This is a genomic window from Hymenobacter sp. BT559 (genome assembly GCF_016427535.1).
Taxonomy (GTDB): domain Bacteria; phylum Bacteroidota; class Bacteroidia; order Cytophagales; family Hymenobacteraceae; genus Hymenobacter.
In genome coordinates this window covers 752,373-775,673 of record NZ_JAELXV010000001.1, presented here as the reverse complement: position 1 = coordinate 775,673, position 23,301 = coordinate 752,373, and the positions used below count along the sequence as shown (strand labels likewise).

Genomic DNA, 23,301 nt, shown 5'->3' with positions numbered 1-23,301 from the left:
GTTGGTCGCCGCGGCCAGTACAATGCATATTGCTCTAACTGTGCTCATCCAGCCTGGGGGGCCGGCTCTCAGGGCCCGGAAACCGGCTGGCGGCCTGGTCTGGCTCTAGGGCTGCGGTGGTTTCTTCGGCTGTTTCGGGCTGCTGCACCGTGGCGAGCTGGGTGTCGAGCGCAATCTCGAAGCGGTCTAGCTCTAGCTCGACCTGCCGGATGGCCTCTTCACTGAATGCGCCTTCGCGATGCAGCTTTACCAGCAGCTGGCGCTGGTAGTCGGTCATGGTGAGGCGGGCGCGCAGCAGCTTTTCAAATTCGGTAGCGGCGGCCGACTCGGCTTCGGCCGGGGCATCGAGGTCGGTGGCCTCGTTGGCGGCAAAAGCGCCGTGCAAGCGCCGCGCCTGGCGGCGCTGAATTTCGCGCAAGGTCAGCAGGTTGGGGTCCGAGTCGGTGGCGATAAGGCTTTCTAGGTAGCGGAGCGATTCGTTGGTGAGCGTCAGGCGGAGCTGCTGCTCTTCGGCCGCCCGTTGGTGCGGCGACTCCTGCACCCCCAGCCGGCGCACCAGCCAGGGCAAACTCAGGCCCTGCACCACCAGCGTAACCAGAATGACCACGAACGTAATGAACAGCATGGTGTTGCGCTGCGGAAACGGCTGCCCGCCGCGCACCACAAACGGCAGACCTAGGGCCGTAGCCAACGACACCACGCCCCGCATGCCGGCCCACGACGTGATAAAGAGATTGCGCCGGGGCGACCGCTCCTCCTCGCGGCCCAGCCAGCGCCCTAGCCATTCGCCGAGGAAGGACACCGGAAACACCCAGCCCAACCGAATGGCAATGGCCACCACGCTTACCAGCAGCCCATAGCCCAGCACCGGCCAGAAAGCGCTCGAACCGATACCTTCCAAAATGGTACGCAGCTGCAAACCAATCAAGATGAAAACCAGTCCATTGAGCAAGAAGCCAAACACGTTCCAGAAGCTGTGCTTGAGCAAGCGGGTTTGCTTGTCGTAGATGTCGTGCGAGCGGCGGCTCATCATCAGGCCCATCGCCACCACCGCCAGCACCCCCGACACCCCCAGGTGCTCGGCCCCTAGGTACACCCCAAAGGGCAGCAGCAGCGTAAGAGCCGTAATCTGGGTGGCGTCGGTGAGCAGTTTTTGCACACGCACCATGACGTAGCCCACCACGGCGCCCACGGCCACGCCGCCGCCAGCCACCAGCCCAAAGTGCCAGCTGGCATCCCAGAGCCCGAAGGTGCCACTCACCACCGCCGCCACGGCGTAGCGGTAGGCAATGAGCGCCGAGGCATCGTTCACCAGGCTTTCGCCCTCCAAGATGCTCGTGATGCGGCGCGGCAGCCCTAGCCCCTTGGTGACGCTGGTGGCAGCCACCGCATCGGGCGGCGAAATGATGGCGCCGAGCACGAAGCCCATGCCCCAGGTAAAACCCGGAATAAAATAATGCGCCAGCGCCGCAATAACCGTGGTGGTGAGCAAAACTAGCCCCACCGCCAGCAGCAAAATCGGCCGCCGGTTGGCCACAAACTCGCGCCACGAGGTATTATAGCTAGCCTCGTAGAGCAGCGGCGGCAAGAAGATGAAGAACACCAGGTCGGGCTCTAGCTTCAGGGGCGGCAGGCCCGGAATAAGCGCCAGCAAGCCCCCCGCCAACACCAAGAGTACCGGGTAAGGTAGCTTGAGCTTGGGGGCCACCGCCGACAGCCCGACCAGCAGGGCCATGAGGAAAATGATGATGGAAAGGTGCTCCATAAGGCCAGTATAGAAGTAGCCCTAGGCCGGCGCCATGGCCAGCCCAGGGGTGCCCACCCGCGGCGAGCAAACTACTCTATACGGTACCCAGCGCCAATCGCCTATCTCCGCTAGCGCCCCACGGCCTTCCCTAGGTGGCGCTTATTCTTCCAGTATCCGCAGCTGCGCCTCCAGCTCGGCATCCGTAATTGGGTAGGGCTGGCCGCGCCGAATGGCCTGGTACACGGCCTCAAACAGTCCGGCGTAGCTGCCGGGCCCGGCGGCCACGGGCGTAGTGGTGAGCGCGCCATCGGGCCCAAGCACCGTGAGGCGACCTTCCTGGCTGGGCTGCTCCTGGCCGTAGCCGGGGTCGGTAGGTTGCAGGCCGGCTTGCAGCTGGGCTTCCTGCGGGTCGGTGCGGTCCTTGCGGTAGCTACCTAGGGTGCCGTGCAGCACAAAGGCCGGGCCAGGGTCGGCCACCAGCAGGCTCGAGGTCAGGTACACGTGCAGGCCGGCCGGGTAGTGCAGGTGCAAGCTGAAAAAATCATCAACCAGCGAGTGCGCCCGGTACGCCCCCTGCGCCTTCTCTACCCGCAGCGGCGGGCCAAACAAGCTAATGGCTTGGTCAACCAGGTGCGGCCCCAGGTCAAAGAGCAGGCCCGAGCCCGGCACACCCGCCTCTTCCTTGAACTTCTTAGGATTGAGCGCCGGCTTGAAGCGGTCGTAGCGGAAATGCACCTCAATGAGCTGGCCGAGCTGCCCGCTTTTCACCACGTCGCGCACGCTGCTAAAGTCAGTGTCCCAGCGGCGGTTTTGGTAAGCTAGCAGCTGGCGGCCCTGCTGCTGGGCCAGCGCTTGCAGCTCGCGCAGTTCGGCCGCGGTGGTGGCCACTGGCTTTTCGAGCAGCACGTGCTTGCCAGCCAGCAGCGCTTGGCGGGCCAGGTCGGCGTGCGTAAAGCTAGGCGTGTTCACTATCACCAGCTCTAGGGCTGTGTCGGCTAGCAGCTCGTCTACGCTGCCGTAGCTTTTTATATGCGGGTAATCGGCCTGCATCCGCTGCTCGTGGCGCTGCACTACCGCTTGCAGGTCGAAGCTGGGGTGCTGGGTCAGAAACGGCGCGTGAAATATTTTGCCCGACATGCCGTAAGCCAGCAGGCCGGTTTTGATAGGTGCAGAATCGGTGGAGAGCGTCATAGCGCGCAAGGGTTCATAAAGGCAAGAGGTTTCGCAAGGTAGAACCAGCCACCTTGCGAAACCTCTTTTTACTTCGCGAAGCTGCCTCCCTCAAAGCAGTAAGGTCATGCGCTTTCTCTAGCGAAACCTGTTTTTTACTTCGCGCAACTTTGCGCTTACGCTTCGGCCTCGGCCAGCTCTGGCACACTTACGGATGCCCGCAGCGGCACAGCCAAGCGCACCACGCACACACCCGGCTGGCGCAGCCACGCCGCCCGCGCCAACTGCCCCAGCCCAATAGTGCCGGTGAGGTAGCTGCCCCGTTGCGCCGAACGAAACTGCTCGTGCACCACTGCAAAGTCGGCTTCGTCAGGAGCATTGGCTTCGTCGATAAACGTCACGAGCACATCTACTTCGGCCGCATCGGGCGCTAGGTTCAGATGCGCGTTTTGCTGAATCTTCTTGTACTCGTAGCGGTAGCCATAGGTGAGCGCCGACAAGTCGGACAGTACCGCCGACGCCGTGGGAAATGCCCCCGCGCCACGACCTAGGAAGAACTGCCGGTCGGCAAAGCCGCTCTGCGTTACAAGGCCATTAAATTCGTCGTGCACGTTGCTCAGCTCGTGGCTGGGGGCCACCAGCGTCGGCAGCACCGCCGCCGCAATACCGCCCTCGGGCAGCCGCCGCGCCTCAGCTACCAGCTTGATGGCCAAGCCCTGCTCGCGGGCATAGGCTGTAGCCAGCGGACTGATGCGGTCGATGCCCACGGCCAGCAAGTCTTCGGGCCCGGCCACCAGCCCAAAGGCGTGGGCTAGCAGCAGCACTAGCTTGTTGCGAGCGTCGAGGCCCTCTACATCAAGCGCGGAGTTGCTTTCCGCAAAGCCCAGCTTTTGGGCCTTGGCTAGCGCGTCGCCATAAGACTGCCCATCGCGGTTCATGGCCGTCAGGATGTAGTTGGTCGAGCCATTAACGATGCCTTCTACCGAGTCGAGCAGGTCGGTATCGTAGTACTCTTCTAGGTTGCGAATGACGGGAATACTCGCGCACGCGGCTGCTTCGTAGAGCAGCGGCACGCCTGTGGTTTTTTGCAGTTCGATAAGCTCGGGCAGGTGCTCGGCCAGCATTTTCTTATTGGCCGTCACCACCGCTTTGCCGTTCAGCAACGCTTGCTTTACAATGACATACGCCTCATCGGCGTTGTCAATCAGCTCCACGATTACGTCTAAATTCGGGTCGTCGAGCAGGTCTTGCTTGTCGAAAGTAAACAGCTCGGCGGGCAGCGTGCGGGCTTTGTTGCGGTCCTTCACCGCAATGCGGCCGATGCGGGCGCGCAAACCGGGCGTGCGCTCTAGCACCGCATGCAAACCTTGGCCCACCACGCCAAAGCCGAACAGACCGATGGTAATATTAGTACGGGTCATCTTACTAGCTAATCGCTAAAAAGCGATTGTCATGCTGAGTTTGCGAAGCATCTTATCAGGTTAGGTCCTTGCGTGATAAGATGCTTCGCAAGCTCAGCATGACAATCGCTTTCTATTTTAGAACACGTTATTAATTAAGCTACTACCAACTCTCCCTCTTTCGTCACCACGTGCTCTTCTTTGGTGGCGGCCAGCTGGTCAAGCGCCTGTGCTAGGTCAGCGATGAGGTCTTCGGCATCTTCGAGACCGATGCTTAAGCGCACCAAGCCATCAGCCACGCCCGAAGCTTGGCGGGTGGGAGCCGGAATCGACTTGTGGGTCATGGTGGCAGGGTGGCAGAGCAGGCTCTTCGCGCCGCCTAGGCTTTCAGCCAGCTTGAAGTACTTGGTCGAAGTCACCAGCTTGGTAGCGGCTTCTATGGTATCCTCGGTGAGGGCCAGGGCGATGATACCGCCAAAGCCGCCCGATTGCTGCTTCTTAGCTACCTCGTGGTTGGGGTGGCTTTCGAGGCCGGGGTAGTACACGCGGGCCACTTCGGGGCGCGTTTCCAGGAATTTAGCCACTTCGAGGGCCGACGTGCTGGTGCGCTCGATGCGCAGCGGCAGCGTCTCGATGCCACGAATAGTGAGGAAGCAATCGAACGGCCCCAGGATGCCACCCGAAGCATTCTGAATGAATTTCAGCTCTTTAGCTAGCTCTTCGGTCTTGGCCACAGCGATACCCGCGATGAGGTCCGAGTGGCCCCCTAGGTACTTGGTGCCGCTGTGCACCACTAGGTCGGCACCCAGCTCGATGGGGCGCTGCAAGATGGGCGAAGCAAACGTGTTATCGACGCAGAGTAAACAGTTGTGCGCCTTCGCGATAGCGGAAATAGCGGCAATGTCCGACACCTTCAGCGTGGGGTTGGAAGGCGATTCCAGCCAGATGAGCTTGGTTTTGTCGGTAATGGTTTTGGCGACGTTCTCGGCGTTGGTGGTGTCGCAGTACACGATGTCGATACCTAGGCGGCGGTACACGTGCTCAAACAAGCGGAAGGCACCACCATAGATATCGTCGATAGCAACTATCTGGTCACCAGCCGACAGCAGCTTTACTACCGCATCAATAGCGGCGAGGCCGCTGGCGAAAGCGTAGGCCGCGTGGCCGCCTTCGAGGGTGGCTACCAGGTTTTCGAGGGCCAGGCGAGTGGGGTTGCCGGTGCGGGCGTAGTCGAAGCCTTTGTTGACACCAGGAGCTTCCTGCACATAGGTAGAAGTCTGGTAGATGGGCACGGCGATGGCGCCGGTTTGCTCGTCAACGGGAATGGAGTGGAGGAGGCGGGTTGCAACAGACATGGCAAGAGAAGTTTATTGTTTGATTGGAACAGTAAACCCCTATTTCCCAAGCACCTAGTCAAGAATCTCTTACCGGAAAGGCGTAAAAAAAGCCCTTCCGACAAGTCAGAAGAGCGTACACCGCGGCCGCGGCAAGGCATCTTGTAGACTTATCTTCTTCCGAAACATAGCCGAAGCTGCGTCTCAGAACAGGAATTAGCACCTTCACATTACTGCTGGTTGCTAAGGCATCACAGGGCCTGTCCCTCCGCCTTTCTTGATAAGTGCCCCGGTAAAGGAGCATGCCACAAAGGTAGAAGCGTAAATTTTGAAAATGCAAGCGTTGGCGAAAAAATATTTTTTACTACCCCCAGCAGGTGACCTCTACCTCACTGCTGAAACAGCGCGCTATATTCATTAGCATACAACGCTTTATTACTGCTAATGCCTCTGGCTATTTTATCATATAATTCGGCACTCTTGTAGACCACCAAAGGCTTAAACCACCGCCTAGCTATCAACGCAGTACGCTGTGCAAGCGCTGGGCTAACCCCCTTATTTAGACGCAATAAAAACATCAAAAGCTCAAGCTAAACCGTAGCGTAGAATAATTACACAGCTAGTCGCCCTAGGTGGCTATTCGCTTCATCTCTCCTACCCTACTGCCTTATGAGTCTCCAATTCATTCAAGAGCCCCTGGACAAAGCCACGCCGCACGTGGTGCCGGCCCAGGCCGTGACGCTCAACGTCAACGGTGAAGACCACACCATCCAGATTGCGCCCTGGACCAGCCTGCTCGACGCCCTGCGCGAGTACATGGACCTGACCGGCACCAAAAAAGGCTGCGACCACGGCCAGTGCGGCGCCTGCACTGTACTCGTTGATGGCAAGCGCATTAACTCCTGCCTGGCCCTGGCTACGGTGTACCAAGGCAAGAAAATTCAGACCATTGAGGGCCTAGGTACTGAAGAAAACCTCTCGCCGCTGCAGCAGGCATTTGTAGACCACGATGCGTTTCAGTGCGGCTACTGCACGCCGGGCCAGATTTGCTCGGCGCAGGGCCTCATCAACGAGGGCCGTTGCAAGACCGAAGACGAGGTGCGCGAGCACATGAGCGGTAACCTCTGCCGCTGTGGTGCTTACACCAACATCTTGTCGGCCGTGATGGAAGTGCTACACGACGGCGACGTAGTGGTCGATAACGGCGTGCTCATCACCGTTCCGGTCGCGTCTACCAAAGCCAGCTCGGTCGAATAACTCTTAGCCTTAGCTCCTTATGAATAGCTTCACCCTTACCCAAGCTACGGCCGCCGACGAGGCCGTGCGCGACCTCACCAGCCACGACGGCGCAGCCTACCTAGGCGGCGGCACCAACCTCGTGGACTTGATGAAGTACAACCTCGAGCGGCCGACTCACCTCACCAGCCTAGGCTTGCTGCCGCTCACCGACATCAGTAGCCTGCCCGACGGCGGCCTGCGCTTGGGCGCACTGGCTACCAACGCCGACACGGCCTGGCACCCCGAGGTAGAAAAGCGCTACCCGCTGCTGAGCCAGACCATTTTGGCTGGGGCCACCCCGCAACTGCGCAACGTAGCCACCAACGGCGGCAACCTCAACCAGCGCACCCGCTGCTATTATTTCTACGACCTGGCCACGCCTTGCAACAAGCGGGAACCAGGAACAGGATGCTCGGCCCTTACCGGCCCCAACCGCGTGTGCGGCGTGCTGGGCACCAGCGAAAGCTGCATTGCCACTCAGCCCAGCGACATGTGCGTGGCGCTGGCAGCCCTAGAAGCTGTGGTGCGGGTACAAGGACCTGACGGCGAGCGGACCATCAAGTTCGACGACTACCACCGCCTGCCCGGCGACCACCCCGAGAAGGATAATACCCTGAAGCCGGGTGAGCTGGTAACGGCCATCGACCTGCCCGAAGAAGGATACGCCGACCACTTCACTTACCTCAAGCTGCGCGACCGCAGCAGCTACGCGTTTGCGCTGGTGAGTGTGGCCGTGGGGCTGAAGATGAACGGCAACACCATCGAGAAAGCGCGTTTCGCCCTGGGTGGTGTGGCTCACAAGCCCTGGCGCGACCAGGAGGCCGAGAAGATGCTGGAAGGCCAAACGGCCTCGCCCGACTTGTTCCGCCAAGTGGCCGCTAAGGTGTTTGCCGAGGCCAAGGGCTACGGCGAAGGCTCGCTGCACAACTCATTTAAGATTGAGCTGGGCAAACGCGCCATTGTGCGGGCGCTCAAGCAAGCCACCGAGATGAGCCAGGTAGTAAACCCGAACGTGTTTTTAAATTCTAATCCGTAAGCTAGTATGAGCCAGACTATTGCCACCCCGCCTACCGTGCGCCTCGACAGCGACGTGATTGGCAAACCTATCAACCGCACCGATGGCCCAGCCAAGGTGAGCGGCGCGGCCAAGTACGCCGCTGAGTTCGGCGTGACCGGCCCGCTTTGGTACGGTTACATCGTGAGCAGCCCCGTGGCCAAGGGTAAGATTACCAAAATCCACGCCGATGAGGTGCTGGCCATTCCGGGCGTGCAACAGGTGTTCTCGCACGAGAATGTGTCCTCCTTTGCCTGGTTCGACCGCGCTTATAAGGACGATGTGGCCCCCGGCGGCTCGCCCTTCCGCCCGCTACACGAACCCGAAATCATGTTCAACCAGCAGCCGGTGGCGCTGGTGGTAGCTGAGACCTTTGAGCTGGCCCGCTACGCCGCTTCGGTGCTGCGCATCGAGTACGATGTAGAGAAGCATAACACTGACCTAGATTCGGTTATCGGTGAAGCTTTTGATGCTCCGAAGGGTAAAACGGGCTTCGTGCCCCCGCCCAAGCCCAAGGGCGACATGAACAAGGCCTTTGCCGAGGCTCCGCACAAGGTGGCCGGCGAGTACATCCACCGCGCGCAGCACCACAACCCGATGGAGATGTTCGCGACCACCGTGGACTGGCTGGGCGACGGCAAGAAGATGAAAATCTACGATAAGACGCAGGGCGCGCCCAACGTGCAGCAGTACATCGCCAAGATTTTCGGGTTGAGCACCGACGAGGCGCGGGTTATCTCGAAGTTTACAGGCGGCGGTTTTGGCTCGGGCTTGCGGCCCCAGTACCAGGTATTTCTGGCCGTGATGGCGGCGCTGGAGCTGGAGCATTCGGTACGGGTCGTAATGACGCGCACGCAGATGTTCAGCTTTGGCCACCGGCCGCACACACTGCAAAAACTGCGTATTGCTTCCGATGACCAAGGCCACATTCAGGCGCTAGAGCACAAAGCGTTGGCCGAGACTTCGCAGTTTGAGAACGCGACCGAAACAGTGGTGAACTGGACGGGTATTCTTTATAACTCGCCCAATACCAACTTTGACTACCAGCTGTCCAAAATCGACGTGTACACGCCGTTGGATATGCGGGCGCCCGGTGCGGCTACTGGCAACTTTGCCAGCGAAAGCGCCATCGATGAAATGTCGTACAAGGCCGGCAAGGACCCGCTCGATTTCCGCCTGCTCAACTACACGTACAGCGACCCCACCGAGAATAAGCCCTTCACCAGCAAGCGCCTCGACGACTGCTACCACGAAGGCGCCGCCCGCTTCGGCTGGGACCAGCGCAACCCCGAGCCCCGCTCGATGCGCGATGAGAAAGGTATGCTCGTAGGCTGGGGCGTGGCCGCTGGCTGCTGGGATGCCTCCATGCAGAAAGCCGCCGCCAAAGCCGTGCTATCAGCCGACGGCCACCTCACCGTGAACAGCGCCACCAACGACCAAGGCGCTGGTACCTACGTCATTATGACCCAAATGGCCGCCCAGACCCTAGGGCTGCCCATGCAGCAGGTAACCTTCAACCTCGGCGATACCAACATGCCCGCCGCCCCCGTGCAAGGCGGCTCCTGGACCGCCAACTCGGTGGGCGCAGCCGTGAAGGACGCTTGCCAGGAAGTAGGCAAGAAGCTGCTCAAGCTGGCTCAGAAAATGGACGACTCGCCCCTAGCCGGCGTAAACTTCGAGGACGCGCAGTTTGTGGACGGCCACATCCGCGCCAACGAGGACATCACCCGTTCGGTGGCCATCGAGGATATCTTGGCTGCCAGCGGGGAAGACAAGATTGAGGCCGACGGCAAAGCAGGCCCCAACCCCATCAACCAACTGAAGTACTCCATGCACTCGCACAACGCGGTGTTTGTGGAAGTGAAGGTGGACGAGGACCTAGGTACCATCCATGTGACGCGTGTGGTGAATGCTGTGGCTGCCGGCCGTATCATGAATCCCAAAACGGCTCGCAGCCAGGTGCTGGGTGGCACGGTGTGGGGCCTGAGCATGGCGATGATGGAGGAAACCTACCTCAACAACGAGCTCGGCCGCTACATGAACCATAACTACGCTGAGTACCACATTCCGGTGAACGCTGACATCCACAAAATCGACGTAATTTTCGTGGAAGAGGAAGACGACATCGCCAGTCCCATCGGCGTCAAAGGCGTCGGTGAAATTGGGATGCTGGGCGTAGCCGCCGCCATCGCCAATGCCGTGTACCACGCCACCGGCAAGCGTGTCCGCGAATTGCCGCTGACGAGTGACAAGCTGCTGTAAGGTTAGCTTAGGTTGAAAAGAAAAGTGCCCCGTAGCCGATTAGCTGCGGGGCACTTTTCTTATTGCACCCACTCAATTTGTCAATATGATAGATTCCTTTTCCATATTTTTATGTTCTTTATATACCGCATCATCTAATAAATTATTGAATTTTCTATATCTCATTTCATCCCAGTATTTATTATGAAATTCAACTAGCGATATAGGCTTTGGCAGGAGCTGCCATTTAGCTTCATTTGGAAAGTGGTCAATCAATAGAAACTTAGGGTCAGCTAAGAAATAATGCATATCCAGTTTTACCGTGTACTCATCAGAACCTAGCCCAAATCCCCCACTTCCCCAAGTTACATCCACTAAGTACCATTTATTATTAATTTTAACAGCGTTCCAAGCATGTGGTACTCCATTTTCTTCGTCTATCATAGTTTGAGCGAATCCATGAATTACAACGCACTCAATATTCGCAGCTTTACACATTTCATATAATAGATTAGAATACCCCGAACAAATAGTTTTCTTTTTACTCAGTACTACATCTAATGAAATGTCTTCTATACTCTTATTGTCTTTTAGCATTAACTCTTTGTCATATTTAATATTCCATGCTATCCAATAGAAAAAGGTTTCTACTACTTTTTGATTATTGATTGCTCCTCTTTTAAGGTAATTTACTAATGTAATTAAAGCTAGATTTTGTGGCGCTTTCTTGGCATAAGCATATCTAACAGAATCAACCTTATCTACAGCATAAACACTATGTGCAGTTAGCCATAGCATAAATATTACAATGTATCTCATTTGGAAAGTATTATAATCACCTCTCAGGTAGTTACAGTTAAGAAGAAAAGTAGCCCTAAATTATGTATATTACATAGTAGCACCTATGTATCCTATAAAAACGCCCCACATCTAGCAGATGCGGGGCGTTGCGATTTTCCTATTTTGCCACTCGCTGCTTCAGAAAGCAGCCGCGAACTCCTTAGCGAAATCTTCCAGCTTTACCTTACCTAGGGTGGGCTTGTGCTGCTCGTAGTCTTCGGCTAGGGTGCCGTTGTTCATGCTGGCGTAGATGTCCACGATGTCGGCGGCGGTGCTGGCGGGCAGGCCGTTTTGAAGGAGATTGGTGCGCATTTGCTCGTCGGTAAAGGCTACCCAGCGCAGGTCGGACTGGCCGATGGCGACCCCTAGAGCCTGAGCTACTTCGTCTTGGGTACGCTCGTCGCTGGCTACGTAGCGGACGGTGCGGCTGGCCGAGGCGGCGGGGCGGGTTAGCTCCTCGGCGGCCGCGGCGGCGATGTCCCTAGGGTGCACCAGCGCCACCCGGTAGCTGCCGGCGCAATTGGCCCCCAGGAATCCGGCGCCTTTTATCATGCCTACGAAGCTGTAGTAGTTGGTGAAGAATGACGTGGGGCGCAGGTGTGTGAGCACAAGGCCCGGCACCGCCGCCAAGATTTCCTCCGCATCGTGCGAGCCCAGGATGCCGCCGGTGCCGTGGTCGCGGTGCGCGCCCCAGCTGCTGAGGTGCACCACCCGCCGCACGCCCGCCTGCTGGATAGCCTGCGCATAGTGCCGAGCGATGCGCTGGAAATAGGCCCGCGAATCGGCCTCGCGGTGGCCGCCACCCACCATGGCGTACAGGGCGTCAGCCCCGGCGAAGGTGGCGGCTAGGAAGGCTGCATCTTCGAATGAGCCAATGGCGGCGGTGGCCCCTAGGGCTTCGATGGCGGCCCGCCGCTCGGACTGGCTGCTGATGACCGTGACGGCGTGGCCTTGCTGCACGAGCTCGGTTGCGAGCGGCTTGCTAATGTTCCCGAGGGAACCGGTGACGATGATTTTCATGTCACAAAGCTCCGGCTGGCCACGGGGCGCGGGAAGAGCGAAAGGGCGGGAAGATTGGGCGAAAGGGCGGATAGAGCACTGTTGCGCGGACTTTGTAGTCTGCGTTCGTGAGCGGGCAGCCGGTCGCGGACTACAACGTTCGCGCAACAGTGCTCTTTTACAGCCGCTGCCGGTAGCCGGCCGGCGACACGCCCGTATTGGTGCGGAAAAACCGGCCGAACGTGGACTGGTCGGCAAAGTGCAGGGTATCCGCAATTTGGCCGATGGTGAGGGCTGGGTTTTGCAGCAGCACGTGGGCTTCGAGCAGCACCGCTTCGGCCAGCCACGCTACGGCGCGCTTGCCAGTGGTTTCGCGCACCGTTTCGGCGAGGTGCTTGGGGCTGATGCAGAGCTTATCGGCGTAGAATGCTAGGCTGCGCTCGGTGGCGTAGTGGGTGTTAACCAGCTTTTTGAAATCGGCAGCAATGAGCTGGCTGCGCGTGAGGGTGGTAGTAGGCGACGTGTAGTGCGCGCTGTAGATGGGCGCGGTTTCGTGCAGCAAAATGTGGATGAGGCTGCGCAAAATCTCCTCGCGGTAGGCGTGCGGCGCATCGTATTTCTGCTCGATGGTGCGCAGCAGGGCCGTGATGCTCGCCGCTTCGGCCGGCGGCAGCGTGAACACGTGGCGGGCATCGCGCTCAAAAAATGCGAACGCATCCAAGTTCAGGCCGCTCGCCGAAACAAACTCCTTGGTAAAGAAGATGCTGAGCGCATCGCAGTCGTCCGACAGGTGCGGCCACTGCTTAATGACGTAGGGCGAGAGCACCATTAGCGAATTGGGCCCTAGGTCGTAGGTTTCGAGGTTGACTTGCAGGCGAGCGCTGCCGCGCAGCACGATGCCAATCTTATAATACTCGCTGCGATACGGCCGGTCGATGGGCAGGCGCGGCGCCGTACAATTGGGACCTAGGAAAAACACGGCCGCCGGTTTCTCTTCCGTAGCTGTGAGGGCAGTTAGCTGGTAGACGGGGACGTTGGCGCTCATGAAAGCAAGGTACACGCTGGTGGCAAAGAAACGGAGTGAGCGTTGTCGGGTACAGCTAAACAACGAATGGTCATGCAGCGCGCAGCGAAGCATGACCATTCTTACTTAATACTCTTGCCCAGAAACCCTACCTCTCGCCAGGCGGTTCATACAACCACGCAGCTACCCTAGGCGTATTGCCCACGTTACTTTTTTGCTGCAATGACCGAACTCCAACGCCTTTTCCTGGCCTACGACCAGCACCGCGCCGCGCGCCGCCCTTGCGCGCTAGCCACGGTGGTGGAAGTAATCGGCTCGGCCTACCGCCGCCCCGGCGCCCGCATGCTCGTAACCGAAGACGGCGAGCTGACCGGAGCCATCAGCGGCGGCTGCTTAGAGGGCGATGCGCGCCAGCGGGCGCGGCGGGCCATTTTCCAGGGTGAGCCGGCGCTCGTTACCTACGATACCCGCGACGAAGACGACCCCAGGCACGGCCTAGGCCCCGGCTGCCAAGGCGTAGTACGCATCTTACTGGAGCCACTTGATTTTGCCAATGCCGACAACCCGCTAGAGCTGCTGCGCGGCTTCGCCCAGCACCCCACGCCGGCCGTGCTAGCTACGGTGTTCGAGACCGATGCCAGCGGCCTGAAAGCCGCCGTGGGCCAGCGCGTGCTGCTCTCCGAAACCGGCCTGGTGCGCGGCACCCCGCTGCTGGCCGCCCCATTGGCCGAGGCAGCCCGCGCCACCCTAGCCCAGGGCCAACCCCAGATTTTGACTATTACCACCGAGGCTGGCCCGGTGCGCGCCTCGCTCGAAGTGCTGCGCCCGCCGCTGCGCTTGGTGGTGTACGGCGCCGGCAACGACGCCCAGCCGCTGGTGCACCTGGCGGCCTCCCTAGGGTGGCACATTACGGTAATTGATGGCCGGCCCAACCTTGCTACTGCCCCCCGCTTTCCCGAGGCGGCCGAAGTGCGCATCGTGCCGGTACGCGAGCTGGAAACGGCCACGCCCGACCCGCTGGCCTACCACGTGCTGCTCAGCCACAACTACGCCTACGACCTGGCCGCGCTGCAAACGCTGCTCGTTTCGCCCGCGCCCTACATCGGCTTGCTAGGTCCTCGGCTCAAAGCCCAGCGCCTGCTCGATGAGTTGGACGCCTTCCCCGCCGCGCAGGTGCAGCAACTGCGCGAGCGCCTGCACAGCCCCATCGGCCTCGACCTAGGGAGCGAAACGCCAGAGGAAATTGCTTTGGCCATTGTGGCCGAAATTCAAGCGCAGCATAGTGGCCGCAAAGGACGCCCATTGCGTGAGCGGGCGGGCACGGTGCACATTCCGGCCGAGGCATGATACTGGGCTTCAACGAAAACTTTGTTCCAGCCATCGTGGCGGGCACTAAGATTCACACCATCCGGGCAGGGCAGCGGTGGCAGGCGGGCACGGTGGCGCAGTTTTGCGTGCACGCCGGCCAGCCGGCGCAGCGCGAGTTTTGGCCCCCACAGGTAATACGACTTGTGCAGGCTATTGAGCTGACCGCCACCGAGCTGCGCGTAGATGGCCGCCTCCTAGGTCCCGCCGAGTTACTGGCGCTGGCCCAAGCCGATGGCTTTGCAACGGCCGCCGAGCTGTTCGCCTTTTTTGCCGACAAGCCCCTCCCCTTTCAGGGCCAGTTGGTGCACTGGACCAACTGCCGCTATTAAAACTAGGGCCTTGGTTTTCAGCCTTATCTCTAGCCAGCAATAACCCCATGGCAAACCGCGAGTTATATAAGAATTCATTTCTTACAGCTCATGCGTTTCCAAACTGGTCGGCGCGCCATCCGCTTGCGGCAGCAGGCGGCAGCCCCGCTTCAATTCAACCCTTTTGTTTTTAGTCGCACCTTCTTTTTGTGGGTGCTGGTAGGCTTGGTCGGCGGTATCATTGCGGGTGCCTACTGGCTGGTGCTGGCGCAGCTACTAAAGCTATTGGGTTTGGTAAGCGGCTGGTGGGTGGTGCCCCTGATGGGCGGCGCGGGCCTGCTGGCGGGTCTCATCATCCATCGCCTCGGCGACCCCGGCGAGATGAGCCTGCTGGTCAATAACATCCGCTTTCGCGGGGGCAAGCTCGACCCGCGCCACAGCGTAGCCATGGTGCTCTCGTCGCTGCTCTGTATTGCCAGCGGCGGCAGTGCCGGCCCCGAGGCCCCGCTGGTGCAGGTAACCGGCTCCACGGCCTCGTGGCTGGCGCAGAAGCTGCGGGTACGCGGCGAGGGGTTGCGCACGCTCAGCATTGCGGGCATGGCAGCGGGCTTCACGGCGCTGTTTGGCGCCCCGCTAGGCGGCGGGCTCTTTGCCCTCGAAATACTGCATCACAGGCACTTGAGCGAGTACTTTCAGGCGCTTATCCCGGCCTTCGTATCGAGCTGCGCCAGCTTTATCATCTTCATTCTGATAACTCACATCGGTATTGGGCCCACCTGGCACTTCCCGGTGGGTGGCACGCCGCAGCTCAACGATGCTTTTTACGCCGTGGGCTACGGCCTGGTAGGCGTGGCCGTGGGCTGGGCCTTCATTGCCCTGGTGCGGCAGTTGCGACGTCTATTCGGCCATTTGCCCGTGCCTATTTATGTGAAAATGGGTAGCGCCGGCTTGCTACTGGGCGTGCTGGCCTACTACGTGCCGCTGGCCCGCTACTTCGGCCACGAGGAGCTAGCCGAGCTACTAGAAGAGCACTTTACCGTATCGTTTTTGGTGGGGCTACTGGTGGTGAAGCTGTTGGCCATCGCCCTCACCGTCACCTCAGGCTGGCGCGGGGGCTTCATTATTCCGCTATTCTTCGTGGGGGCTACCCTAGGGCTACTCATTCACGCCCTTTTCCCCTCACAAAGCCTGCCGCTGGCCATGATTAGCTGCATGGCGGCCCTCAATGCCTGCGCCACGCGCACGCCCATCAGCACGGCTATTTTGCTGGCTACGCTCACTGGGTTTCAGCAGCCGGTGCCGATACTGTTTGCCAGCCTCACCGGCTTCTTTCTGGCACCTAAAAATCCGCTTATCAACGCCCAGCTAGCCGTGCCGGGCGCAGAGGAAGATTAAGCTGCGTCAAACCAGTGACAATAGCTGCGCCAGTTGTTTTTAGCATAGCTCCACCTGTCCTGCTGAGCTTGCGAAGCATCTTCTCACGCTAGAAAGGTTTGTTCTAACGTGAGAAGATGCTTCGCAAGCTCAGCAGGACAGAGGATGGGGTTAGATACGGTTTTTATTTTTGGAACAAGCCCAGCCGCATCGGGACACTTGCTTATTTAAACACCACGGGCACGATAAACCGCACGGCCGTGGGCTCGCCATTTTGCAGGCCGGGCTGCCAGCGGGGTAGCGCGGCCACGGCGCGCAGCGCTTCGGCGTCGCAGCTGGGGTCGAATCCCTTGACGATGCGCGTGCTCGTAATGGTACCCTGCGGGCCTACCACAAACTGCACGTAGACCTTGCCGCCGCCCGCGGGCACCTGAGCCGGGCGGCGCGTGGTGGCCCCTAGGTACTGCGCCAGGGGCAGCGGCCCTAAAAACCGGGGCATATGCTCCACTAGCTGCGGTACGCGGCTGTCGGCATCTGCCTCCTTGGCAACTACGGCCACGGTGTGGTCGGCGCGCCAGGTCAGCTTTTGGCGCAGCGTGCCGTCCTCGTTCCAATACTCCCACACGCCTTCATGCTTGCCGTTGGCAAACTGCCCCGTGGTGCGCTTGGCGCCCGAGCGGAAGTAGTACGTCGCGGGCCCGTCCTTCACTACGGGTGGGCCGGGCCACCCTAGGGCCTCCATCTGCCGCTCGCCGGTGATGTAGAAGTCGTGGATGCGGCAGCGGCCCGAGTCGGCGGGGGTGGTCCAGCTGTAGTACACGGCGTTGGGGCGCTGCACGCGGCGCCAGCTGCCATCCCAAAAGGTGGTGTCGGGCAATGGCCGCGCGGGCGGGGCCAGCAAGGTGAGCAGCAGCGTAAGCGCGTTCATGTAAGCAACAAATTGATAGGTGATTGGTGTGCAAGAAGCGGCAGCTTGCCTGTACCCTGCGTGAATGCACAAGGCGCTGATAGCGGCCGTAATGCAGTGACGAAGTGTCGCCCTTCTTGCGGCCGCGGACGCCTGTCCCATCGTGACCTAGGCGACCACGCTGGCCCAGCCAGCCCAGCCGCACCCAAACTTCTACTTCGCCTAGCCGTTTGGCAGGCACACTCCCAGCGTATTTGATGCAAACCCCTTACTTTTTACTGGTTCTGCTTGGCCTACCCGCTTGGCGCGCGGCCGCGCAAACCACCCCTTCCGACACCACCAATGCCCGCGCCCTGCCCTCAGCCACCGTGGTGGGCTATGGGCAGCGGCTGCCCCTGCGGCGCACGGCCGCCGGCGTCGGCGTCGTTGACCAGACTATTATTCAGCGGTTTAATGAAAACTCGCTGGCCTCGGCCGTGAACACGCTGCCCGGCGTGCGGCTCGAGGAGCGGGCCACGGCCAGCTACCGCATCAGCGTGCGCGGCAGCACGTTGCGCTCGCCGTTTGGGGTGCGCAATGTGAAGCTGTACTACTTCGACATCCCCTTTACGGAGGCCAACGGCACCACGCCGCTCAATATTCTAGACCCCGCGCAGCTAGGCCGCATCGAGGTGCTGAAGGGGCCGGCGGGCAGCGTGTACGGCGCCGGCACGGGCGGCGTGGTGCGCCTCGAAAACCGCCGCCCCGCCGCCGGCCAACCTCAGGCGCAGGTGGGCTACTCGGTGGGCTCGTATGGCCTGCGGCGCTTCACGGCTTCGGCCGAGGCCAGCGGCAAGGGCACCGACTACTGGCGGGCGCAGTATGCGCACCAGCAGCTAAGCGGCTACCGCCAGCAGAGCGCCCTGCGCCGCGACGTGTTTGCGGTGGATGGGCAAATTAGTCCCAGCGATAAGCAGACGCTCTCGGTACACGCGCTTTATACCGACCTCTACTACCAGCTGCCGGGCGGCCTCACGCGGGCGCAGTTCGAGGCCAACCCGCGCCAGGCCCGGCCGGGCACGGCGGCGGCGCCTGGCACGGTGGCCCAGCAGGGCAGTTACTCCTCGCAAACCGGCCTCCTAGGTCTCACCCACGAGTACCGCTTTTCGGAGCGTTGGAGCACCACGGCCACCGTGTACGGCCGCAGCACCCGCGTGGCCACTCCCTATCTGGTTGATTGGCAGCGCGACGCGGCCCTAGGTGGGGGCGGCCGGGCTACGCTTAACTACAAGGGCGCACTGGCCGGGCGCGTGCTGCGGGTGCAGGGCGGCGGCGAGTTTCAGGCCTCTTTCACCGACTCGCGTAGCTACCTCAACGTGCTGGGCAACCCTACCACGCTGCGCTACGACGACGAGATTACGACCCGCACGGGCTTCGTCTTTGCCCAGGCCGACTACGAGCTGCCGGCGGGCTTCCTGCTTACGGCGGGCGCCAGCTACAACCGCCTGCGCTACCAAATTGCCCGCGTGAGCAGCGCGGCTACCAACCCCAATGGCTACGTAGTAGCGCAGACTTTCCGGCCCGAAGTATCGCCGCGGCTGGCTTTACTGAAAGAACTGACGCCTAACATCTCGGCCTATGCCAGCGTGAGCACTGGCTACTCGCCGCCCACCGAGGCCGAGCTCCGGCCCTCCGATGGCAGCATCAACCGCGACTTGCAGGCCGAGCGCGGCACCAGCTACGAGGTGGGCAGCCGCGGCACGCTGCTGGGCGGCCGCCTGATTTTCGACGTGGCGCTGTTTGATTTTGCGCTGCGCAATACCATCGTGTCGCGCACCGATGCGCAGGGCTTCCAGCTCTACGCCAACTCGGGCAACACCCGCCAGCGTGGCGCCGAAGTGGCCGCCAGCGGCTGGCTGTGGCGGCCCGCCACTTCGGCCGAGGCCTTGAGCCCGCCGGCCGGGCTGCGCCTGTGGGGCAGCTACGCCTACAACCATTTCCGCTTTGGCACTTACGAATCGGCCACCGGCCAGAGCTTTAGCGGCAACCGCCTCACGGGCACCGCACCGCACACGCTCAGCGCGGGCCTCGACTTTAGTGAGCACCTAGGGTTCTACGCCAGCCCCACGCTTAGCCACCAGGCCATGATTCCGCTCAACGATGCTAACACCGATTACGCGGCGGGCTACTGGGTATTTGGGGGCCGCGCCGGGTGGCGCCGCACGCTGCTGGGCCGCCTGGCTGTGGACCTCTACGCCGGCGTAGAAAACGCGGGCGACCGCCGCTACAGTCTCGGCAACGACCTCAATGCCTTTGGCGGGCGCTACTTCCAGCCCGCACCTGGCCGCAACTACTACGGCGGGGCGCAGGTGGGCTGGCGCTGGCAATAAGGCCAACTTTTAGTGCGGCTCTGCTACTATGTGGTTAGGGTCACGGTCAAAATACTTGCTTACAATCTTACCGGTATTTCGGTCAACCTCGGCCATCCCGCGTTTCGCTAGGCTTACAAACAGAATATTTGATGATAAGACCAGCGAAGAAATGCGAGCGGCTGGAGTTCTTGTTTTGAAGGGCGCTACCACATTGGTCGTCCACAACAAATGATTTGCCCGAAATGCCGACAACTGCTGCCCATCAGAGCTGACTAGGTATGCCGTTTTGCCTACTCCCCGCACTCCGCGCATCTTCGCCGTAATGCGGTGAATACCTTTAAAACGGCTACTAAAGTCATCGAGCTCCTGGTCGGGCTCTGTAGAAACGCTGTCTACGGGCAATGGCAGTGGCTTTTGCGCCAATATTGGCACTGGCAGCAATGCTGCCCAAACGAGTAACCCAGTAGTGAGACGCATATCCAATACAAAGTAGAAAGGAATTGAAGGCACGCCGACGCTCGGCGCTGTTATAGAGTGGATGCCACGCCTTGCATTTTTGCCCACGGCACCTCCTATTTTTTTAATCGCTCGCCTAGGGTACCACCTAGGCGAGCTGCCTCGCGCAGCACAACAGGGTTAGCTTTCTAACTATGCCCTAGGTCAAGGCCTAGGCTGCCGCAACGCGCATGGGCTTACCAGCGCGACAGCGATAGCTAGCAGACGATGCTTTCAGGCTGGAGTTAGTGCGCTGGGCCGCTCTAGATAATTAGCTAGACAATGCTTTCGGCTACTTGCTATGGCTTAGCCAGTCTGACATTCAACTACTCGGGGCGTGAGTTTCCGGATAGCTAAACCCCAAATTTTTTAGCCAAAAGCCAGAACGCCCGCATGAGGCCAGCCGTATTGCTACCAACTTACTTCCCTCATGCAGTTATGAAAAAGACATTTGTTTTCCTCGCTCTCGTAGCCGCTACCGTCGGCACGGCAGCAGCGCAAGAAGGCCGCACTGGCGGCGCTCATAATGGCGGCAACAGCACTGGCGCCAATGGCAACCAAAACGTCAGCAGCGGCAATAGCTCGAACACGAGCAGCAGCGCCGGCAACAACAACCCCACCACTGCCAAGCCCAACTACAAGGTAGCCCCCGGCTCTAGCGGCACGCGCACCGGCAGCAGCAAAGGCGCGGGCGCAGGCAAGGCTGCTTCCAAACAGGTCGTCAGCTCGGGTGGCCAGGGACACAACACCACGCGCGACCCCAAGGGCAAAGTGCTGGTGGCCCCGTCAGTGACGACCGGCAAAAACGCAAAGCAGTAATAAACTCAGCGGGCTGCGTACCCGCTCCGCACCCAAAACAGAAAGGCCCTGGCGCACTTAGCGACGCCAGGGCCTTTCTGTTTTATGTTATTCGCTAGACTACTACCTCGCGCTATAGCGTGACGCCGATGCCTGGCCCAAATAATAGAAAGGGGGTGCCTCTAGTAAGCAGGTAACCTCCCCCTAGGTAGAGCGGAAACGTGAGCCGCGCCCCGGTGCGCACGGGCACCACCGAGCCAATCACAACCAAGCCCAGGTCGCGCTCCACGTTGGCATTGTTAGATAAGTTAAAGGCATTCAGCGCCACAAAGCCGGCCCCGATGCGGTAGGGCCGCAGGCGGTTGATGCGGTCGGGAGCGTAGAAGCTAAGCTGCGCCAGCGTAGCCAGACTGATGCCCCCAAAGCTGTTGTAAGTCGATTCGCCTTTGTACTTGGTGAGCAAGCCGGCCGGGAAGCTGACGCTGATGTCGAAGTTGACGTGGCGGCGCAATACCAATTCGATTTGCTGCGAGTAGCCCTTGGTGCTGTACTGCCGGGCATCGTTGCGGACGGTGACAATAATGCGGTACCAGGCATCGAGGTCGTAGGTTTTGCGCCCTAGGATGCTGTTGAGGCTGAAATTGCCCACCTGGCACTCGGCGCCTTGGTAGTAGGCGTAGCGGGGTGAGGCCTCGCCGGGGCAAATCACGAGCTGGTCCACGGTGCGCTGGTCGATGAGGTTGCCCTTGTCGTCTACCGTCCGGATGTCCATGCTCAGGTACTGGCGGCCGTAGAGGTTTCCCGCCTCGTCGATGGCGTTGGTGTTGAAGCTAAACACCAAATCGGGGATGGTTTTGTCGTAGAGCACCGGCCCGTTGAGCTGCGTGACGGGGTGCGGCCCGTCGCCGTAGTTTACCTGCACAAAGTTGAGCGGGTGGGGCCGCTGGGCTTCCTTCACGCTCAGCCCAAAGTCAGTGGCGTTGCTGCCATCGAAGATGGTGATGCGGCGGCGCACGCTGCTGAGTGGCACTTGCACGCGGTAGATGAGCGCCTTTTCGGAGCGCGTCGAAGAGTCGGAGGGAATGACGTTTGCCCCATCGAAATGGTAGCGGCCCTTCAGCAGCGACTCGCCTTCGAGGCGCACGTCCACGGTTTCGCCGGGGTTGATGGTGGTGTTCGAGCTCCAGTCGCCGCCCCGGTGCAGTACGCTCACATTGGCAATGCGCGGCCTAGGCGTAATATCGAAGTTGGTAATAAACTTGGCCAGGTCGCCATCCTTGATGTAGAGGTAGCCATCGGCCTGGCGGTGGGTATTATAGACGCGCAGCTGGCAAAGCACCCGGTCATTAGAAAGGTAGCTGCGGGTATAGAGCTCGGCAATGAGGGCGCCGCCGGCTTCCTGCTGCGCCTCCAGGCGGTAGGTGCGGTGCAGGTCAAATGAGTGGCCATCATCCAGCACAAACTCGACGCCCCGGGTGCGGCCCTCTTCGTCGTAGTTCACGTCTTTGCGCTCGGCGGTGAGGAAACGCAGGCGGCTGGCCTTCACCGCAAAGTCGAAGCGCAGCGGTGGCAGCTGGTAGCTGAGGTGACCCGTAGGGTCGAGGTACGGGCGCTCGACCAAGGTCTTGAGCGTGAGCGTGCGCACCCCTAGGGCATTGGGCACCACGTGCAGGCGCAGGCCGCCCTGCTCGCGCGACAGGCGGTAATCAATATCCTGCCCCTTGGTCCACTCATTGCTAACCCGGATGTTGGCGATGTTATTGGTAGTGACTTCAATAACGCGCTCATCCCCTATAAACAGCTCATTATCCAGCACCCGGGCATCGAGCGTGGTGCGCGTGAGCGGGAGCAGGCTCACCAGCTGCTGGCGCATGGTGGCCCGCAGCGCAGGCCGGCCCGCCGAGTCGGCGACCGGCGCCCCGGCCTGCACAAACGTGAGCCGCACAAAGGGCAGGCCCGTGAGGTTGTGGAAGCGCAGTGTGCCGCGGTATTCGCCGTTGGCATTGGCTACCAAGGTGTCTTGCAGCACGTAGTCGGCCGAGGGCAGCAGGCGGGGCGGGCGGCCGGGCTGAGTGGGCGTCAGGCGCAGCTCGGCGGCCTGGTCGTCTTGGTGGTAATAGAAGTACAGTCGCTCTTCACCAGCCACCGGTATCATTTGCTCACCTAGGCGATACTGCGTGGTGTCGAGGGTGAGGGAGAGGCTACGCAGCAGCGGCGCCTGGGCGCGGGCCACCCCGCTTAGCACTAGAAACAACGCCAATAACCAACCATTCTTTTGCATACACATAGCCTAGGTAACGAGCGCAAAGGTCCACCCAAAAACCGGTCCTAGCCAATACGGTGCCGCTTTTTAGCCCTAGGTCCTAAGGATTCACCATTTGGGCAGGCGTGGCCGGCGAGGCTACAGCGGCCGCGCGCCGGCCCCGCACCCGCTGCCGGTGCGCCTGCCAATCGTGCCAAATGGCGCCCACAAACAGGTTGAGGCGGTAGTACTTGCCCCGCGGCACCACCCCCACATTGAGCCCAATAATGCGCACGCCGACGCCTGCACAAACGAATTGCAGGTGTCGATAGCCAAGACTGGAGATTAGGCGCGGGCGCCTAGGTGCTGCC

General features: G+C 60.5%; 19 protein-coding genes and 1 riboswitch. Of the genes, 8 read left to right on the top strand and 11 right to left on the bottom strand.

Translation table 11 applies throughout. The features are described 5' to 3' along the window. Positions 1–34: 34 nt before the first annotated feature. The 4 genes from JAO77_RS03205 to JAO77_RS03190 form a co-directional block, all read right to left on the bottom strand. Positions 35–1,765 (bottom strand): Na+/H+ antiporter, encoded by a 1,731-nt coding sequence (locus tag JAO77_RS03205; protein ID WP_198988836.1) that lies wholly within the window; start codon positions 1,763–1,765, stop codon positions 35–37. Positions 1,766–1,906: 141 nt separating this feature from the next. Next, positions 1,907–2,938: a Gfo/Idh/MocA family oxidoreductase gene (locus JAO77_RS03200; RefSeq protein ID WP_198988834.1), complete on the bottom strand. Its 1,032-nt coding sequence runs from the start codon at positions 2,936–2,938 to the stop codon at positions 1,907–1,909. Between the two features lie 155 nt (positions 2,939–3,093). Then, positions 3,094–4,338 carry a homoserine dehydrogenase gene (locus JAO77_RS03195; RefSeq protein ID WP_198988833.1) on the bottom strand — a complete coding sequence of 415 codons (1,245 nt, stop codon included), beginning with the start codon at positions 4,336–4,338 and terminating at the stop codon, positions 3,094–3,096. A gap of 134 nt (positions 4,339–4,472) precedes the next feature. Next, on the bottom strand, positions 4,473–5,672 hold the full coding sequence (locus JAO77_RS03190) for a trans-sulfuration enzyme family protein (protein ID WP_198988832.1): 1,200 nt from the start codon (positions 5,670–5,672) through the stop codon (positions 4,473–4,475). Positions 5,673–5,818: 146 nt separating this feature from the next. Then, a riboswitch (SAM riboswitch) is annotated at positions 5,819–5,938 on the bottom strand. A 382-nt stretch (positions 5,939–6,320) separates the two neighbouring features. On the opposite strand from JAO77_RS03190, the gene JAO77_RS03185 reads away from it, so the two are divergent. Genes JAO77_RS03185 through JAO77_RS03175 form a run of 3 tightly spaced genes read left to right on the top strand, consistent with a single transcriptional unit; the run spans position 6,321 to position 10,245 of the window. After that, the gene (locus JAO77_RS03185; protein WP_198988829.1) at positions 6,321–6,908 is read left to right on the top strand and encodes a (2Fe-2S)-binding protein; all 588 of its coding nucleotides are present in this window, start codon (positions 6,321–6,323) and stop codon (positions 6,906–6,908) included. Between the two features lie 19 nt (positions 6,909–6,927). Further along, on the top strand, positions 6,928–7,965 hold the full coding sequence (locus tag JAO77_RS03180) for an FAD binding domain-containing protein (RefSeq protein ID WP_198988828.1): 1,038 nt from the start codon (positions 6,928–6,930) through the stop codon (positions 7,963–7,965). Positions 7,966–7,971: 6 nt separating this feature from the next. Then, complete coding sequence (locus JAO77_RS03175; RefSeq protein WP_198988827.1) at positions 7,972–10,245, top strand: xanthine dehydrogenase family protein molybdopterin-binding subunit; 2,274 nt, start codon at positions 7,972–7,974, stop codon at positions 10,243–10,245. Positions 10,246–10,317: 72 nt separating this feature from the next. On the opposite strand, the gene JAO77_RS03170 is transcribed toward JAO77_RS03175, so the two are convergent. The 3 genes from JAO77_RS03170 to JAO77_RS03160 form a co-directional block, all read right to left on the bottom strand. Continuing rightward, positions 10,318–11,043 carry a transglutaminase domain-containing protein gene (locus tag JAO77_RS03170; protein WP_198988826.1) on the bottom strand — a complete coding sequence of 242 codons (726 nt, stop codon included), beginning with the start codon at positions 11,041–11,043 and terminating at the stop codon, positions 10,318–10,320. A gap of 159 nt (positions 11,044–11,202) precedes the next feature. Next, entirely contained in the window at positions 11,203–12,084 is an 882-nt protein-coding gene (locus JAO77_RS03165; protein ID WP_198988825.1) for an NAD(P)H-binding protein, read from the bottom strand. Positions 12,085–12,241: 157 nt separating this feature from the next. Beyond that, positions 12,242–13,108 (bottom strand): helix-turn-helix domain-containing protein, encoded by an 867-nt coding sequence (locus JAO77_RS03160; protein ID WP_198988824.1) that lies wholly within the window; start codon positions 13,106–13,108, stop codon positions 12,242–12,244. A gap of 201 nt (positions 13,109–13,309) precedes the next feature. On the opposite strand from JAO77_RS03160, the gene JAO77_RS03155 reads away from it, so the two are divergent. From JAO77_RS03155 to JAO77_RS03145, 3 genes are all read left to right on the top strand, one after another. Continuing rightward, positions 13,310–14,434: an XdhC family protein gene (locus JAO77_RS03155; RefSeq protein ID WP_198988823.1), complete on the top strand. Its 1,125-nt coding sequence runs from the start codon at positions 13,310–13,312 to the stop codon at positions 14,432–14,434. Then, positions 14,431–14,784, top strand: a complete 354-nt coding sequence (locus tag JAO77_RS03150; protein WP_198988822.1) for a hypothetical protein — start codon at positions 14,431–14,433, stop codon at positions 14,782–14,784. The genes JAO77_RS03155 and JAO77_RS03150 overlap by 4 nt, the downstream gene beginning before the upstream one ends. A 90-nt stretch (positions 14,785–14,874) precedes the next feature. Beyond that, entirely contained in the window at positions 14,875–16,158 is a 1,284-nt protein-coding gene (locus JAO77_RS03145; protein WP_198988821.1) for a chloride channel protein, read from the top strand. 202 nt (positions 16,159–16,360) lie between these two features. Here JAO77_RS03145 and JAO77_RS03140 read toward each other — a convergent pair whose 3' ends face one another. Further along, entirely contained in the window at positions 16,361–17,065 is a 705-nt protein-coding gene (locus tag JAO77_RS03140; RefSeq protein WP_198988820.1) for an energy transducer TonB, read from the bottom strand. A 236-nt stretch (positions 17,066–17,301) separates the two neighbouring features. On the opposite strand from JAO77_RS03140, the gene JAO77_RS03135 reads away from it, so the two are divergent. Beyond that, positions 17,302–19,413 carry a TonB-dependent receptor family protein gene (locus JAO77_RS03135; RefSeq protein ID WP_198988819.1) on the top strand — a complete coding sequence of 704 codons (2,112 nt, stop codon included), beginning with the start codon at positions 17,302–17,304 and terminating at the stop codon, positions 19,411–19,413. A gap of 9 nt (positions 19,414–19,422) precedes the next feature. Here the strand turns inward: JAO77_RS03135 and JAO77_RS03130 are convergent, their stop codons facing one another. Beyond that, entirely contained in the window at positions 19,423–19,872 is a 450-nt protein-coding gene (locus JAO77_RS03130; RefSeq protein ID WP_198988818.1) for a hypothetical protein, read from the bottom strand. 456 nt (positions 19,873–20,328) lie between these two features. Here JAO77_RS03130 and JAO77_RS03125 point away from each other — a divergent pair, with 456 nt between their 5' ends. Beyond that, entirely contained in the window at positions 20,329–20,709 is a 381-nt protein-coding gene (locus tag JAO77_RS03125) for a hypothetical protein (protein ID WP_198988817.1), read from the top strand. 112 nt (positions 20,710–20,821) lie between these two features. Here JAO77_RS03125 and JAO77_RS03120 read toward each other — a convergent pair whose 3' ends face one another. Then, positions 20,822–22,969, bottom strand: a complete 2,148-nt coding sequence (locus JAO77_RS03120) for a hypothetical protein (protein ID WP_198988816.1) — start codon at positions 22,967–22,969, stop codon at positions 20,822–20,824. 82 nt (positions 22,970–23,051) lie between these two features. Next, a complete protein-coding gene (locus JAO77_RS03115) occupies positions 23,052–23,225 on the bottom strand; it encodes a hypothetical protein (RefSeq protein WP_198988815.1) in 174 nt (57 codons plus the stop codon). Positions 23,226–23,301: the final 76 nt, after the last annotated feature.